Consider the following 15,918-nt stretch of genomic DNA (forward strand, 5'->3'; position numbering starts at 1 on the left):
GACGCTGTCAGCACGACGGAGTCCCCGACCGGGTCGTAGCCTGCGAGTCAGACGCCCGTAGCGACGATTAACACGGTGTCGTAGTGGACCAGGACTGCTAACACGGCGAGGGTGATCAGCATTTATTCGAGATCGCCGGGGACGGGGGTCAGGGACGTCAGCTGCTGGCTTGCGGCCCGGTACGAATACTGCTGGGGGTCAATAGGGATCGATTTTATGGTGATTCCGAACATAGTTGGTAGGAACTTCATTATGGAGCATGCCCTCGAGTCCGTCCTCCTCGAGTACTCGCAGGACAAGGTCATCGTGGTGGACGAGGACGGGCGGCTCCGCTACGCGAACGAGGCTGCCGAACGTATCCTCGGATACGATCCGGACGTGCTCGTCGGGACCAACGCGTTCGACCTCGTTCACCCCGCCGACCTCGAGGAAACCCGCGAGATATTCGACAGTGTCATCGAGGCCCCGGAGCCGACGACGGAGACGCACCGCTACCGCGTCCGCGCTGCGGACGATTCGATCGTCTGGCTCGAGAGCCGCTTTTCGAACGTCACCGACGACGCCATCGGCGGGTACGTCATTAGCTCGCGTGACGTCACCGAACAGATCGAGACCGAACGCGAACGCAAGGCTGCCGAGGATCGACTCACCGAGATCGCCGGAACCGTTGGCGACGTCCTGTGGATGTTCGACGACGACTGGACGGAACTGCTCTTCGTCAACCCTGCGTACGAGGACGTCTACGGGGCGCCGACTGAAACGGTGATGAACGATCCCTCGACGTTCCTGAAGGCGATCCACCCCGAGGACCGGGATCGTGTTCGAGCGGCGATGGAACGGATGAGCGACGGTGAATCGGTCGAAATCGAGTACCGGGTCAACCGGGAGCGAGAGTACGATCGCTGGGTCTGGGTCCAGGGCGAGCCCATCCTGAAACACGGTGACGTCGTCAGGATCGTCGGCTTCGCTCGCGACGTGACGGATCGGCGCCGTCGGGAGCGCCAGCTAGCGGTCATGGACAATCTCCTGCGACACAATCTCCGCAACGACATGTCGGTGATCGTTGGTAACGCCGAGATGATATCGACGGAGGGTGACGATACCTCGGCCGAACGCGCGGAGATCATCCGCACGCAGGGCCGGGAACTCGTCGAAAGTGCGGAGAAGCAACGCGAGATCATCGAACTCCTCACGACCCCTGCCGTGCCCACGGCCCTCGACCTGGCGGAGACCGTAGCGGCTGGGACCGAACTCGTCGCGAAACGCCATCCGGGCGTGACGGTCGACGCCGACGTACCTGCGGGACTCGCAGTGGAGGCGCTCGGCGAGCTCCGGCTCGCCTTCGCCGAACTCGTCGAGAACGCCATCGAGCACGTCCCGAACGACGATCCCACGATCAGCGTGACGGCCGAGCGAACTGACGATGACGTCGTGGTCGTCGTCACGGACGAGTGCCCACCGATCCCGGAGGTCGAGTACCGCGTTCTCACGGGCGACTGGATCATGGACGACGTCTATCACACCTCGGGCCTGGGCCTCTGGCTCGTCTACTGGGTCGTCGACCTCTCCGACGGCGAGATCGAGTTCTCCCAGTGTGACTCCGGCGGAAACACGATCCAGATCCAGCTTCCGACGGCCGCCCCCGAGTCGGTCGATTGACTCCCTGGGTTGTCAAGTCGTGGGGTGGCATTCTGAGGGCAACTGAGGCCCGATTCGACACCGCCTTTTCGGGTACCCTCCAGCGGAGGTCGTCAGTCTTAGTACCTCATCGGTACAGCCGGCACACATGGCCGCGGAACCGACCTTGACGACGGTCGACCACGTTCACGAGGAGGGCTCCTTCCTGTTCACCGTCGCCGACGACTACGGCGTCACACAGGAGGTCATCCTCGTTCCCTGTGAGGACGGCGTGGAAGCCTGGCACAACCGCTGCACCCACGAGGACTTCAAACTCGACCGCGGGTTCGGCGTGATCTATCGCGAGGGGGAGATCGTCTGTGCGAAACACGGGTCGACGTTCGGCACGTGTTCGGGATTCTGCGACAACGGCGACGCGAAGGACACCACCCTTCCGAGCGTGGAGGTCGCGTGCGAGGACGGCGACGTCGTCCTGGTCGACGACGGGTACACGTTTCTGCACGAGGGCGCCGAGGACGATGACGACGGCGACGACGTGCCCGGGTCCACGTCAAACGTCGGCTTTTGAATTAACCGACGCGTTGCGACGCCGGTACGTCGGAACGCGGGCCAGCTAGTGACGACCCCGAGTCGCCGGCGCAGGACCCACCCGATCGTACGGACTTCGACCGGCGGCACTGGCCGGTGAGGATAGGTCGAGTAAAACCGGAAATTCGTTGCTAATAGTTTCAGATCGGCCGATTTCGGGTATTCTGCCACATCATTTATTATCATTCGGTTGGCTGGACAACAGGTATGGACCGGCTGGAGACCGAACGATCGGTGAGCGATCGCATCACGACGATGACGACCCTCCCGGTGATGCTGGAGAACACCGCCGACGAGTATTCGGATCGCCAGGCGCAGGGCTACAAGGGTGGGATCTACGACCGCTCGCTCGCACCAACCGCCATCTCTGCGCCGCCGCCCGACGACTACGAGACCCTGACCTACGACGAGATGCGACAGGTCGTCCGGCGACTCGCTGCAGGCTTTCGATCACTCGGACTTGCACCGGACGATCGCGTCGGCATCTTCGCCGATACGCGCCTGGAGTGGGCCCAGTCCGACTTCGCAATTCTCGCTGCGGGCGGCGTCGTCACGACTGTCTACGAGAGTTCGTCGCCGGACCAGGTCCGCTACCTCCTCGACGATCCCGGTGCATCCGGCGTCGTCGTCGAGAACCAGCAGCTCCTGGAGCGAGTCCTCGAGGTCGAGGACGACCTGGCCCTCGAGTGGATCGTATCGATGGACGAACTCGACGACCGGTACGACGAGCGAGACGACGTCTACGAACTCGTCGACGTGTTCGAGCGCTGTCGTGAGGCGTTCGACGAGGCCACCTACCAGTCCTGGCTCGACGAACGCGATCCTGACGACCTGGCGAGTCTCGTCTACACCTCGGGAACGACCGGGCAACCGAAGGGCGTCCGCCTTTCCCACCGGAACTTCCGGGCGAACGTGAACCAGGTCCACCGTCGGCAGGGCAAGCGATCGGACAAGCATTACTCGGTCCCGGTCATCGACCGGACGACGCGCACGGTTTCCTACCTCCCGCTTGCACACGTGTTCGAACGGCTCGCTGGGCACTTCGAAATCTTCGCCGTCGGGGGGACGGTCTGTTACGCCGAGAGCCCGGACACGCTGCGGGACGACTTTGGCCTCTTCGAGCCGACGACTGCGACGAGCGTGCCCCGCGTCTACGAGAAGATGTACGACGCGATCCGCGAGCAGGCCTCAGAGTCCGCGGCGAAGAAGCGGATTTTCGACTGGGCCACGGGCGTGGCCCGCGAGTATCACGAGGCCGATCGCCCGGGCCTCACCACTCGTGGCCGCTACTGGCTCGCGGACAAACTCGTCTTCTCCGACGTCCGTGACGCGCTCGGCGGCAACGTCGAGATGCTGGTCAGCGGTGGTGGCACGCTCTCCGAGGAACTCTGCACGCTCTATCACGGGATGGGGCTGCCGATCCTGGAGGGGTACGGGCTGACGGAGGCAGCACCGGTCGTCACCTCCAACCCGGCCGAAGAGGTCAAGATCGGGACGATCGGCCCACCACTCGTCGACGTCGACGTGAAGATCGACACGTCCGTCGTGCTCGACGCGGAGGTGACCGACGTCTTCGGCGAGACCGGGGAGTTGCTCATCAAGGGCCCGAACGTCACAGACGGTTACTGGAACATGCCCGATGCGACGGAGCGAGCGTTCACCGACGACGGGTACCTTCGGACGGGCGACATTGTCACCAAGCGACCGGACGACTACCTCACCTTCCACGAGCGGAGCAAGCAGTTGCTCGTGCTCCGCACCGGGAAGAACGTCGCTCCCGCACCGATCGAGGACGCGTTCGTCGACAGTCAGATCGTCGAGCAGGCGATGGTCGTCGGCGACGATCGCAAGTACGTCGGTGCGTTGCTGGTACCGAACCTCGACGCGATTCGAAGTTGGGCAGAGAGCAACGGAGAAGACCTCCCCGCCGACGATCAGGCACTCTGCCAGCACGACGTCGCCAGGGAGCGCGTGCAGGAGGAGGTGGATCGGATCAACGAGGGGTTCGAACCACACGAGCAGATCGGCGACTTCCGGCTCGTTCCGACGGAGTTCACCGAGGAGAACGGCCTCATGACGCCGACGCTGAAGAAGCGCCGGTCCACGATCCAGGAGCGGTTCGAGTCGCTGATCGAGGACATCTACGCGTCCGATACGACCGAAGCGAACGCACCGCGAACGGACTGACGTCGCTCTGCGACGCTCCTCGGGTTCCTGTTCCGGCGGATTGCTCGGGCCACGGCTTCAGCACGACGAGCACTGTTATCCGTTTGACGTGACTTTCCACAGTGGTTCCGTCACCGGTGGATGCTCCAGAGACGGAGGAACGCTTAGGTGACCGTCGACCGCACCTGTTCGCATGACGCTTCTATCAGACGACATCGCACGCTTCGTCCGCGCAACCGGTCCGGAGCCAGACGACGTGCTCGAGGAGATGGACGAGTACGCCGAGGAACACGGCTTTCCCCACGTCGGGTCGGCCCTGGGTGGGTGGCTCCAGTTCCTCGCCCGGATGGTCGACGCCGAGCACGTCTTCGAGTTCGGGTCCGGCTACGGCTACTCCGCGTACTGGTTCGCGCGAGCACTGCCCGACGACGGGCGGATCGTCTGCACCGAGATCGACGAGGACGAGATCGAGATGGGCCGGGAGTACCTCGCTCGCGGCGGCTTTGGAGACGTCGTTTCCTACGAGCACGGCGACGCCGTCGAGATCGTCGATCGCTACGACGGGCCCTTCGACGTCGTCCTCATCGACCACCAGAAGCACCGCTACGCCGAGGCGTTCGAGGCCGTCCGCGACAAGGTGGCTCCAGGCGGCATCGTCGTCGCCGACAACGTCATGACGGGCGGCACGATCGACTTCGACGCGCTGCTCGAGGCGTGGCACGGCGAGGAGCCGCTGGCGAGCGACGACGAGATGACGCGGGGCATCGACGAGTACCTGCACACCGTCCGCGACGATCCCGCCTTCGAGACCACGGTCCTGCCGCTCGGCGAGGGGCTCTCGGTGAGTCACCGCGAGCAGTAATCCCAATCCTCGCCTCGCTCGATCCGCGAGTAACTACACAGGGTCGATCCGGTCGGTCTGCCGCTCTCAGAGCAGATACTCGTCGAGTGCCTCCCGACAGGCGGGACAGAAGGACTCCGACGTCTCGTCGAGTTCCGACACGCTCGGGGTGTACTGATGCACGCAGTCGCTCCAGTCGGTCGGATCGCCGACACAGTGGTCCACGAGGTACATCGTCGCGACGAGGTGGAGTGCCTCTTTGCGGAGGCGCTCCCGGAATCGTTGCCGATCACGCGTCTCGAGGCGGTTCGTCGAGAGGACGAGCGTCGAGCCTGGCAGCCGATTGACGCCGAGGATGTGCTCGCGGCCGTCGGCGAGGAGGTCGGCGTCGGTGACGGCGACCGTGGGCCCGGCTGTCGCTACGTCGTCGATTTCGTCGAGCAGGCTCTCCACGTCGTACTGTTCGCGAATTCCACCAGCGTCCGCGACGGGGAGTTCCAGGGGCTGTCGCTGGGTCATGGTGAGGTCGAACGTCCGTTCGATCGCCTGCTGGACTTCCACGACCGCGAACGGCTCCACGTCGCCGACGGGGAGCACTTCGGGATCGCCGTCGCGTTCTGGTGGAGCCACGCGTACGTTGGTCGTGGACGCTCGCCGTCCTATGTGTTGTGGGCGAACTCACTCCGCCACCCGTCCTCTTCCGTGCACTTCTGCACCCTTCTGTTGCCCTGCCTCTCCGCGACGGACAGCCTTTTCTCGGCGACCGATCGACTCCCTCCCATGCCGCCCGCTATCGAAACCGAGCGCCTGGTAAAGCAGTACGGCGACCTCCGGGCGCTCGACGAAGTCTCTCTGCGCGTCGAGGACGGCGAGTTCTTCGGCTTGCTCGGCCCCAACGGCGCGGGGAAGACGACCTTTATCAGCATTCTCGTGGGCCTCGTCCGATTGAGCGGTGGGTCCGCTCGCGTGTTCGGGCACGACGTCGTCGACGACTATCGCGAGGCCAGGGACGCGATCGGAATCGCACCCCAGGAGTTCAACGTCGACCGGTTCTTTCCGATCAAGGAGGTGCTCATGCACAAGGCCGGCTACCACGGCATCCCGCACGACGCGGCCGAACGCCGTGCCGAGGAAGTGCTCCGGACCGTGGGCATCTACGAGAAGCGCGACCAGCGCTTCGACTGGCTCTCCGGTGGGATGAAGCGCCGCCTCCTCCTGGCTCGCGCGCTCGTCACCGATCCGGATCTGCTGATTCTCGACGAGCCGACGGCCGGCGTCGACGTCGAACTCCGCCACGACCTCTGGGAGATCGTGAGCGATCTCAACGACGCGGGGACCACCGTCCTGCTCACCACGCACTACATCGAGGAGGCCGAGCGCCTCTGCGATCGAGTCGCGATCCTGGACCACGGCTCCGTCGTGACGGTGGAGACGCCCGAGCAACTGATGGATCGCGGCACGGACACGATTTACGTCACGCTCGATGCCGAACCCGACGCGCCACCCGCACTCGACGGGTACGTGATCGACTCGTGGATCGACGCTGGCCGCCTCGCCGTGCAAGTGCGGGATGGCGGCGGCACGGCACCGCGGTTGCTCCGAGACTTGCACGCTGCGGGCCACGACGTGGTGGATCTCGAAATCGCCCGTACGTCTCTCGAAGACGTGTTCGTCGATCTCACGGAACGGACTGGAGGTGTCGCCTGATGGAGCTGCACGCTGGAGTGTGCACCGTCGGCTCCGGCGTCGGGGGTGATCGCTGATGTGGTCCGTCGGCGGTCGCACGCTGTTCAAGCGGGAGGTCCAGCGGTTCGTGCGCCGGCCCAAGAACACTTTCATGCCGCCGGCAATCACGAATGTGCTCTACTTCGCGGTGTTCGGGGTGGTACTCGGCGGTCGGATCGACGAGATCGCTGGCTTTCCCTACATCCAGTTCATCCTGCCAGGTCTGATCGTGCTCGGGGCCATCTCGAACGCCTTCGAGAACGCCTCCTTCTCGATCTTCCACGGCCGGTGGAACGAGTACATCGACGAGCCACTCACGTCGCCGCTGTCCTACACCGAAATCGTCGCGGCGTACGTCGGTGCGAGCGCGCTCCGCGGATTGCTCGTCGGCATCATCATTGCCGGCGTCGGTCGACTGTTCGCTCCGATCTCGGTACGCCACGGTGCGGTGCTCGTGGTGACCATGGTCGTCATCTGCGTGCTCTTCGCAGGCCTCGGGATGATCGGTGGGCTGTTCGCACGGGACTTCGACGACCTCACGGTCATGAACCAGTTCATTCTCCGGCCGCTCGTGTTCTTCGGGGCCGTCTTCTACTCGCTCGACGTGCTACCCGACCTCTGGCGAACGGTCTCGTTGCTCAACCCGATGGTCTACATGGTGGATACGATCCGGTACGGGCTGCTGGGCTACTCGGATCTCACGCCTGCCGTCTCCGTCGTCGTGCTGGTCGGCGTGACGAGCGCCGTACTGACTATCGACGTACTTCTCGTCAGGAGAGGCGTGGGTCTGACGGATTGACACCGGTCGATCAGTGCCGACCATGGCGTACGCTCACTGCCCCGGACTCACTGCGCACTGGATATTTGGCCGCTGCGCCCGTTAACTCCGTATGGACCTCCTCGAGGAGTCGATCGTCCCCGAGCACGCCCGCCCCGTCAAGCAGGAAGCGCGGAGCTTTGCCGAGGAACACGTCGAACCGAACGCCGAGGTGTGCTTTCGCGAGGCCGAGTACCCGTGGGACGTCCTCGAAGCCGCACGCGACGCGAACCTGATCGCACAGGATATTCCCGAGGAGTACGGCGGCCGGGGACTCTCGCTGACGGAGGTGCTCGCCATCGCGGAAGAGTTTTTCCGTGCCGACGCGGGAATCGCACTGACGCTCCAGCTCGCGAGCTTCGGCGCCGAACTCGTGATGGAGTACGGAAGTGAGGAGCAAAAGGAGACGTACCTCCGCCCCGTCGCGGAGGGCGACCAGCTAACGGGGCTCGCGGTGTCGGAGCCGGAGACCGGGAGCGACCTCGCCGGCATGCAGACCCGCGCAGAATTCGATGACGACGGAGCGGACGGCGAGGGCGAATGGGTGCTGAACGGTGAGAAGTACTGGATCGGCAACGGCGTCGAAGCGGATTGGCTCACCGTGTACGCACGCACAGGCGACGACGAGACGAATCGCTACGGCAACCACACCTGCTTCGTCGTCCCGACCGACGCCGACGGCTACCACGCCGAACACATTCCCGAGAAGATGGGGATGCGTGCCTCGAAGCAGGCCCACGTCGTCTTCGACGACTGCCGGATTCCCGCCGACAACGTGATCGGCACCGAGGGCGCTGGCTTCTGGATGCTCGCGGAGTTCTTCAATCACGGCCGGATCGTCGTTGCCGGCCACGGACTCGGCCTCGCGGCTGCAGCGATCGAGGAGGCGTGGTCGTTCACCCACGATCGCGAGGAGTTCGGCCGGTCGATCAGCGACTTCCAGTCGGTGCAGCACGGTCTGGCGGACATGCGAATGGACTTCGAGAGCGCTCGTGCACTCACGTGGCGTGCCGCTGCAAAGGTCGAGGCCGGGGAGCGGCCAGGGTTCTGGGCGGCGATGGCGAAGACCGTCGCCACGGAGGCGGCGACGAACTGTGCGGAGCGGGGGATGCAGTTCCACGGTGGCCGGTCGATCCTCTCGGATCGTCGCATCGCAAGGGTGTACCGGGACGTTCGCATTCCGGTCATCTACGAGGGTGCGAACGAGATCCAGCGCAATCTGGTCTACCGGCAGTCTGGCGAGTGAGGGCGATGGGATCGATCCGTCGATCGGCCGCCGGTGTTGCGTTCCACGATCGCCGTCCACACCGCCACTCGTTGGCAGGAAGCATTAAAGTTCGATGCGCTGTACTGTTTAGGAAGTGTACGGACTCCTGCTGTCAGCCGATCGTAGGGGGGTGACCCTGCCGTGACGAGTCGCGTCCTCTGTCTCAGTGACGACGCAGCCTTTGCTTCGCGGATCAGTGCGCCCCTGGAGTACTCCTATCCGGAGGTGAGCGTACTGAGCGTCGACGACGTCGCCGAAGGAGTGGAGGTCGTTCGAACCGAGCACGTCGACGCCGTCGTGACCGACGCAGCGACGATCGCCGCGGCGCCTGCCCTCCTGGAGGCAGTCCGCTCTCGTCGTCCGGAGCTTTCACTGCTGGTCCTCTCGACGTACGAGACCGGTGGGGAGCATCGTACTGCCGTCGCGGAAGTCGTCGACTTTCTGGACGGCGTCGGGTCGGCGGACGACGGCGCACTCGCCGACTGGGTCGCCAATTCCGTGGTCGACGACGGCGATGCACCCGTTCCGGGCGCAGCCTCGCAACTCGACACCGTCGTCGCCGGTATCAAGCGGGAACTCGTCGACGCTACTCGGCCAGGTGACGTCGAGAGTGCAGTCTGCGAGCGACTGGTCCTCGCGGACCAGTACGCGTTCGCGTGGATCGGCGAGTTCGATCGCGGCGAGGGACAGGTCGTCCCCTGGGGCACGGCTGCTGCCGACGGTGACTGGCCGCGGTCTCGGACCTTCCCCGCTGGCGACGACGTCGACGGCGTCGTCGCCGAGGTGTTGCGAACGCGTCGGCCGACCGTCGTCGACGACGTCGAGGGATACGGCCCGCCAGTTCCCTGGCGTGAAGCCTCACTCGAGCGGGACTGCGAGTCGCTCGTCTTCGTGCCGCTCCAGACCGAGGAAGAGCTATTCGGCGTGCTCGGCGTCTATTCTACCGATCCGGAGGGAGTTGACGTCCCGGAGCAAGAAGCACTCGTCGAGGTTGCAGACACGACCGCTCGCGTCCTCGAGGGGATGGCGATCCGTGGGCGGATCGACCAGCAGGAACGGATCCTCCGTCGGTACGAACGGCTGGTCGAGACGGTCGGTGACGGGATGTACGCGCTCGACGCCGAGGGCCACTTCATGACGGTCAACGACGCGCTGTGTGCCATGACCGGGTACGCACGTGAAGGACTCCTCGGCGAGCACATCGACACCATCCTCGACGCGGATGCCGCCCGATCCTGGAGTGAGGCAGTCGAGTCGCTGCAAGGGACGGCGGGTGAATCTCGATCGCTGGAACTCACAGTCGAGACCAAGCACTGCGATACCTTCCCCTGTGAGAACAAGGTGGGGTTGCTCCCGAGTGACGAGGACGGCGTACCGAGAGGGACGGTGGGGGTGCTCCGGGATATCACGGAGCGAAAAGAACGCGAACGGGCGCTCCATCGACAGAACGAACGACTCGACGCGTTCGCGTCGATCGTCTCGCACGACCTCCGGAATCCCCTGAGCGTCGCCCAGGGGTACCTCGAGCACGTCGCAGAATCGACAGCGGATCAGGAATCCGTCGCGCGCGTCGAGGAATCACTCGATCGGATGAACGAGTTGATCGACGACGTCCTCGCACTGGCACGCGGTGGCGAGACCGTGACCGATACGTCGCCCGTTCACCTCTCGACGGCCGTACGGTCCGCCTGGTCGAACGTCGACACGAGGGGCGCGTCCCTCGACGTCAGTGCCGACGTGAAAATCGAGGCCGCCGACTCCCGACTGTTACGCCTCTTCGAGAACCTGTTTCGAAACGCGATCGAACACGGGGGCGAGGACGTCACCGTGACGGTGGGTGTCCTCGAAACTACCGATCCGGACACTGTCGGTCTCTACGTCGAAGACAACGGTCCCGGAATTCCGCCCGACGTACGGGATCACGTCTTCGAGTCGCAGTTCACGACGTCCGAACGTGGCAATGGGATCGGACTGTGGGTCGTGAGCGAGGTTGCGGACGCACACGACTGGACCGCAACGGCGTGTGTCGGTTCGGAAGGCGGTGCACGCTTCGAGTTTGCGCAGATCGAACGTAGCAGTTGACGCTGCACCCTGGGGCAGTGCCGTGACGGTATTCTCGGTTAGATCTGATCCCAGTACTCCGGTTCGTTCCCGTCCCGCCACTTGATCGTGCACCCGCGCGAGGGCTGCCCGTCGACGTCTACAGGGTCGCCTCCCCGGACGGCGTCGATCGCTTCCCGGATGTGCACTCTCGTTGCTTCGTCGTCTGGATTCAGGGCGTCGTCGAGCTGGGCGTGGTACGCTAACTGGAACTCCCCGTCCCCGTTGTCGAACAGGAACGGATCCGGCGTACAGACCGCACCGTACGACGCTGCGACAGATTGGGACTCGTCGAAGAGGTAGGCGTCGTAGGCAACCTCTCCACTCTCGACGGCTTCCTGCATCGATTCGAACGAATCCTCGGGGTAGGCGTCGGGGTCGTTCGGGTTGATCCCGACCACGGACACGTCGTCGTACTCCGCTGCCAGGTCGTTCAGGAGTGGGTGCTTCGCCTGGGCGTACGGGCAGTGGTTACACGTGAATACGACGAGGACCGCCGTCGCGTCGTCGAAGGAATCGAGTGAATACGTCCTTCCGTCCGTTCCCGGCAGTTCGAAGGACGGTGCGCTGTCACCGGTCTCGAGTCGGTCGATCGATTCGCCTGCCATACCATCGTGTTTAGTCGGCCGGGGCAAAACGATTGGCGCCCCGGAGAGGTAGTACACCATCTCCTCTGCCCCGTGGCCCGTTCCCGCCAGGGGTTTCAGCGTGGACTTCGTCCAGAATACGACAATCGCAGTAGTTGAGACTGGTCGTCTCAATGCATAAGATTGGATTCGACGGTTGAACGCCAATCGTTTTCCCCGCTACCCCCTTCGACTGAATTGTATCGATCGCCGAGCACGTCGCTCCGGCTGTGTGTACAGATACAACGTATGCCACTCGCTCAACTCCTCGAACAATACGTTAGTCTGGGTATCTTCATCCTCGCTGCAGGCCTGAGTGTACTCAGCTTCCTCGCGTGGCGGCGGGAACGTGATCGTCGTATGTGGATCGTTACGCTCGGGTACGCGATGTTTGCCGTCTACGGACTCATCGTGTTTCTCGAGTACCCGCTGCTCCCGTACTTCCCGTACGCGACGCTGGAATTACTCGAACACGGGAGTGCAATCCTGATCCTCGGTGGCCTCCTAGCGTTTTTTGTCGCTTTGACGCGGGACTGAGCAATGGCGGATCCGGATCTCGAATTGGCCTCTCGGCGGGAAATCTACCAGCGGATAGCCGATACGCCCGGTATTCACTTTCGCGCGCTCCTCGCCGATCTTGAGTACGCACAAGGGACGCTCCAATACCAGCTCAGGTGGCTCGCCGATGAGGACCTGATCGACGTCTCGGACGACGGCAAGTACACGCGGTACTATCCGGCTGCCGAGTTTGACGAAGTCGATCGGACAGTGATGAACGCGCTGCGCCGGGAATACAGTCGCCGCATCCTCGCACATCTTCTCACGGACGGTCCGCTCTCGACAACCGAACTCAGCGACCGCCTCGACAAGGCACAATCGACCGTCTCGTGGCATCTTTCGAAGCTCGCCGAGGCCGACCTCGTCACGAAAGAACGCGACGGCCGAAGCGTGGTCTACGAGGTCAGCGATCCCGATCGCGTCAAGTACCTCTACACGCTTCACCGGCGCTCGTTCACAGACAAAGTCGTCGACCGTATCCTGGGCCTCTGGGACAGCTACTAACCCGGGGTCGCGTTCGACGGAATCTCTCGAAGCACCAACAGACGCAACAGGAGTACGTACACGAGAAACGCCACTGAGGGTCCCAGCAGAGGACGGATGAGTCCCGTCAGGTCAGTCCCGATCGCTGCAGCATGGATTGTCCCGAACGCGAACCCAGCATATGCGAATGAGTGGACGACGCGTGGGCCCCAAGGGCGCTGGAAGCGTTTTGCGTCAGTAAAGCCAAGCACCGCGACGACGAGCATGAGCAGTGCCCCCGCACCTACGGTGATGCCGCCGAGAAAGTACGGCATCGAGTATGCCGGCGCTGGAACCTGTCCGGTGACGACGAACCACGCATCAAGGACACCGAGTACCGCATGTAGCAACGTGACGATCATCGCGAACACGGATAGTTCGATATGGATTCGTTGAGCGGCCTCGTGGAGCATTCCAAACGACTCCGTGTTGTAGAGGATTCCCGTGAGAACTGCCAGATACAACGCCGGATACGTCACGAGTGCGGCACCTCGGTCGAGGAGCCAGACGAGCTGTGACATCACGATGCCCCCGTCGTTTCGACGACATCGGGACAGCCGTCCACGTCCCGGAACCCGTTGTTCGTTTCCGGTCGTGTCGGACACGTATCCGCAGTGTCGTTGATACCATCACCATCGTAATCGGTGGGGGCCTGTCGCGTCGAAACGGTCTGGTCGACGAGGTCGCTTTGTTTTTGTTCAGTCGCTTGGGCGGCACGCACGTCTCCGATCTGCCAAAGAGCAGGGACAGCCACCACTAAGACGACCATCGCCACGACGGTGACTCGTTGCTTATGTGTCCAAGACATGTGTCTCAAAGCCATCTGTCGTATGGAAGACGCCATCGTGGATAATGAGTGCCTCTAGACCCTCCCATTCCGATGCTAATTCGCGTGCCTTGACAAGTGGAAGTGCCGCGAGGGTCGTCGCCAGGGCGTCGGCTTCCATACAGTCTCGGCGCGCCAAGACGGTGACCGATTCATGACGAGAGCCGAGCGATTCGGTGGTCGGATCGTAGACGTGGTTAGTGCCGTTTCGCGACCGTCGGTATCCGCCGGATGTTGCGACGTACCAGTCCGTGTCGAGGATCTTCAGCGGTGTGTCGTCACCGTACGGGCTCTCGATGGCGACCGGTCCCGTCGGTGGAGACATATCCCCCCCACCACTGACGAACCCACATCGGCCGAGTCCCGTAAGCGTCTCGGCGGTTCGATCCACGATGTACCCCTTGGCGAGGCCATTCAGGTCGAGTTCGACATCGGTCGTGATGTGAGAGCCGCTGGTTTGGACAGTTCCAGTCTCAAACTCTGTTGGTAGTGTTTCACTGTCACCACGCAGGAATGTTTTGAGGGTGTGTTCGACGCGGCCCTGGTGAATATCGAACACACCACCGGTTCGGTCGTTGTATTCGATTCCACGGCGAACGATTCGGGCAACGTGTTCGTTCCTGACTTCTCCATCACGGTTGAGCTGGCTGACGGCACTCGCCGCATCGAAGGCGTTCAGCTGGGATTCGAGTGATTCAGCCGTTTTTCGGGCCGCAGTAGCCCCAGCCTCAGCCCGAACGCCCGTCGCCTGAATCCGAAACGCTGTGTCACAACACTCGAACTCGCGTTGGGTGTCCCCGAATCGTTCGTAGACCGATGCGAGCGATCCCATCATCTCGGTCACTCGTCCTCTTCGTGTTCTTCGTCCTCGTGTTCCTCTTCGTATTCTTCCTCGTCGTCCTCTTCATACTCCTCGTGTTCTTCTTCCTCGTAGCCGGACTGGGTCTGGACTGCCGGCGTGAAGTCCTGATTCGGCGTCGGCGCATCCGAAGCGGCCTGTTGTGATGCTTCCGACGCCGTTGAACCGGGTGAGTCAGGTTGCTCGCCAGCCTGTGCGAGGCCGCCGCCGGGCAGAGCAAGGGCCCCAGCGACACCAGCTGTGAGGAGCGCACCGATGAGAGTGAATGCGACGAGTTTGTTCTTCGGGACAGGAACGCGCATAATTAGCTACCCCTCGGTTCAGAACCACTATCTTCGACGTATCGGTCGTTGCGTTCTGCCATTGCAGATAGAGGGTTCAGACAGCCTTAGTAAGGCGTTCGCGTCCAACCATCGAATTTTCGTACAGCTATCGAATCGGTTCAGAGCGCGAGGTGGATTCTGAATATGGATGTGACTTCATTATCGAGCGGCTGGCACTACTGGCGATCCCCTGTTTGCTCTGCGTACGGAATGATTCGGCGGTTGTACGAGGATTCGATAGATGGACGCGAACGAACTTTTCGGCGTTGTGTCTACGTGTTTCTATGCAGACTCGTTTACAGCGAGCAAGTCTGGTCGTTGTACTCTTGCTAGTCGTTAGTGGAGTCGGCACTATTCAAGCGGGGGCATTGTCAGTAGGTGGTGATCATGCAGTTGTGAAAAATCTCGACGCAACAGAACAGTCACTCCCTCCTGTTGCGGACGTGGATGAATTGGATGGTGAGGAAGAGGAAGGTGAAGATGCAGAGGATTCGGACGAAGATGAGACAGGCGCTAGTCTGATTGGAGATTGGTGGGGCCTTGGTGGCGAAGTGAGTGAGGCCCCGTACATTGGTGTGGTTGAAGCGGGCATTGTCTTTCTCGTCGTCGGTGTCCTCGGGTACAGTCTTGCAAAGCGAAAGCGATTGCTGCCGGTGCAATACCGTCGATATCAGTTACAAACACACCAGTGGATCGTTCTCATCGGAACGGCACTCACGCTGCCACACTTCATTGCTGTCGAAGAGTGGGAAGGCCTCGGTCTCGCAGTTGCTGTCTTACTCGGTGTAGAGGTGGCGAGTGGCCTGTACGGTCGATATCTACATCGACACGTCGTCCAGCTTGGACGAGGAGATGAGACACCGTCAGTCGTTGGCCGTGTGCTGACCGTCACCAAAGAGACTCTCTTTTCACGATGGCGACGAGTACACGTCTTGCTGACTGTTGTCACTGCTATCGTCCTCGTCCTCCACATTATCACCGCAATCGGTGACTGACCTTCCCGTGGTCTCGACTCAGCCTGATAGTAGAGGAATGACGGCAAAGTTGGAATTGGCCCGTTCC

General features: G+C 62.6%; 16 protein-coding genes and 1 pseudogene. 11 read left to right on the forward strand and 6 right to left on the reverse strand.

What is annotated here, in order from left to right; all coding sequences use genetic code 11:
• The first annotated feature begins 252 nt into the window (after positions 1 to 252).
• From L593_RS14515 to L593_RS14530, 4 genes are all read left to right on the forward strand, one after another.
• Positions 253 to 1,659 carry a PAS domain S-box protein gene (locus tag L593_RS14515; protein WP_020447729.1) on the forward strand — a complete coding sequence of 469 codons (1,407 nt, stop codon included), beginning with the start codon at positions 253 to 255 and terminating at the stop codon, positions 1,657 to 1,659.
• A gap of 127 nt (positions 1,660 to 1,786) precedes the next feature.
• Positions 1,787 to 2,206 (forward strand): Rieske 2Fe-2S domain-containing protein, encoded by a 420-nt coding sequence (locus L593_RS14520; protein WP_020447730.1) that lies wholly within the window; start codon positions 1,787 to 1,789, stop codon positions 2,204 to 2,206.
• Positions 2,207 to 2,433: 227 nt separating this feature from the next.
• The gene (locus tag L593_RS14525; RefSeq protein WP_020447731.1) at positions 2,434 to 4,413 is read left to right on the forward strand and encodes a long-chain fatty acid--CoA ligase; all 1,980 of its coding nucleotides are present in this window, start codon (positions 2,434 to 2,436) and stop codon (positions 4,411 to 4,413) included.
• Between the two features lie 172 nt (positions 4,414 to 4,585).
• Entirely contained in the window at positions 4,586 to 5,254 is a 669-nt protein-coding gene (locus tag L593_RS14530; protein ID WP_020447732.1) for an O-methyltransferase, read from the forward strand.
• Between the two features lie 66 nt (positions 5,255 to 5,320).
• Here the strand turns inward: L593_RS14530 and L593_RS14535 are convergent, their stop codons facing one another.
• Positions 5,321 to 5,863, reverse strand: a complete 543-nt coding sequence (locus L593_RS14535) for an archemetzincin-like protein (protein WP_020447733.1) — start codon at positions 5,861 to 5,863, stop codon at positions 5,321 to 5,323.
• A 150-nt stretch (positions 5,864 to 6,013) separates the two neighbouring features.
• Between L593_RS14535 and L593_RS14540 the strand changes: the two are divergent.
• The 4 genes and pseudogenes from L593_RS14540 to L593_RS14555 all read left to right on the forward strand — a co-directional run.
• Positions 6,014 to 6,916: pseudogene (locus L593_RS14540) on the forward strand (ABC transporter ATP-binding protein); the annotation flags it as partial.
• A 79-nt stretch (positions 6,917 to 6,995) separates the two neighbouring features.
• Positions 6,996 to 7,757, forward strand: coding sequence for an ABC transporter permease (locus tag L593_RS14545; RefSeq protein ID WP_020447735.1), 762 nt, complete (start codon positions 6,996 to 6,998; stop codon positions 7,755 to 7,757).
• A 91-nt stretch (positions 7,758 to 7,848) separates the two neighbouring features.
• The gene (locus tag L593_RS14550; protein ID WP_020447736.1) at positions 7,849 to 9,021 is read left to right on the forward strand and encodes an acyl-CoA dehydrogenase family protein; all 1,173 of its coding nucleotides are present in this window, start codon (positions 7,849 to 7,851) and stop codon (positions 9,019 to 9,021) included.
• A 162-nt stretch (positions 9,022 to 9,183) separates the two neighbouring features.
• Positions 9,184 to 11,124, forward strand: coding sequence for a PAS domain S-box protein (locus L593_RS14555; protein WP_020447737.1), 1,941 nt, complete (start codon positions 9,184 to 9,186; stop codon positions 11,122 to 11,124).
• Positions 11,125 to 11,162: 38 nt separating this feature from the next.
• Here L593_RS14555 and L593_RS14560 read toward each other — a convergent pair whose 3' ends face one another.
• Positions 11,163 to 11,750, reverse strand: coding sequence for a thioredoxin family protein (locus tag L593_RS14560; RefSeq protein WP_020447738.1), 588 nt, complete (start codon positions 11,748 to 11,750; stop codon positions 11,163 to 11,165).
• Positions 11,751 to 12,128: 378 nt separating this feature from the next.
• On the opposite strand from L593_RS14560, the gene L593_RS16345 reads away from it, so the two are divergent.
• Positions 12,129 to 12,305 carry a hypothetical protein gene (locus L593_RS16345; RefSeq protein ID WP_236044526.1) on the forward strand — a complete coding sequence of 59 codons (177 nt, stop codon included), beginning with the start codon at positions 12,129 to 12,131 and terminating at the stop codon, positions 12,303 to 12,305.
• Positions 12,306 to 12,308: 3 nt separating this feature from the next.
• Positions 12,309 to 12,830, forward strand: a complete 522-nt coding sequence (locus L593_RS14570) for a metalloregulator ArsR/SmtB family transcription factor (protein WP_020447740.1) — start codon at positions 12,309 to 12,311, stop codon at positions 12,828 to 12,830.
• On the opposite strand, the gene L593_RS14575 is transcribed toward L593_RS14570, so the two are convergent.
• Genes L593_RS14575 through L593_RS16120 form a run of 4 tightly spaced genes read right to left on the reverse strand, consistent with a single transcriptional unit; the run spans position 12,827 to position 14,835 of the window.
• Entirely contained in the window at positions 12,827 to 13,369 is a 543-nt protein-coding gene (locus L593_RS14575) for a hypothetical protein (protein ID WP_020447741.1), read from the reverse strand. The genes L593_RS14570 and L593_RS14575 overlap by 4 nt on opposite strands.
• Complete coding sequence (locus L593_RS15430; protein ID WP_020447742.1) at positions 13,369 to 13,656, reverse strand: thrombospondin type 3 repeat-containing protein; 288 nt, start codon at positions 13,654 to 13,656, stop codon at positions 13,369 to 13,371. Before L593_RS15430 ends, L593_RS14575 begins: the two co-directional genes overlap by 1 nt.
• Positions 13,640 to 14,509, reverse strand: coding sequence for an FAD:protein FMN transferase (locus tag L593_RS15435; protein WP_081638784.1), 870 nt, complete (start codon positions 14,507 to 14,509; stop codon positions 13,640 to 13,642). The genes L593_RS15430 and L593_RS15435 overlap by 17 nt, the downstream gene beginning before the upstream one ends.
• A gap of 5 nt (positions 14,510 to 14,514) precedes the next feature.
• Positions 14,515 to 14,835: a hypothetical protein gene (locus L593_RS16120; protein ID WP_020447744.1), complete on the reverse strand. Its 321-nt coding sequence runs from the start codon at positions 14,833 to 14,835 to the stop codon at positions 14,515 to 14,517.
• Positions 14,836 to 15,251: 416 nt separating this feature from the next.
• Between L593_RS16120 and L593_RS15440 the strand changes: the two genes are divergently transcribed.
• Positions 15,252 to 15,851: a hypothetical protein gene (locus L593_RS15440; protein ID WP_201764631.1), complete on the forward strand. Its 600-nt coding sequence runs from the start codon at positions 15,252 to 15,254 to the stop codon at positions 15,849 to 15,851.
• Positions 15,852 to 15,918: the final 67 nt, after the last annotated feature.

It is taken from the genome of Salinarchaeum sp. Harcht-Bsk1, assembly GCF_000403645.1.
In the GTDB taxonomy this organism is placed as follows: domain Archaea; phylum Halobacteriota; class Halobacteria; order Halobacteriales; family Salinarchaeaceae; genus Salinarchaeum.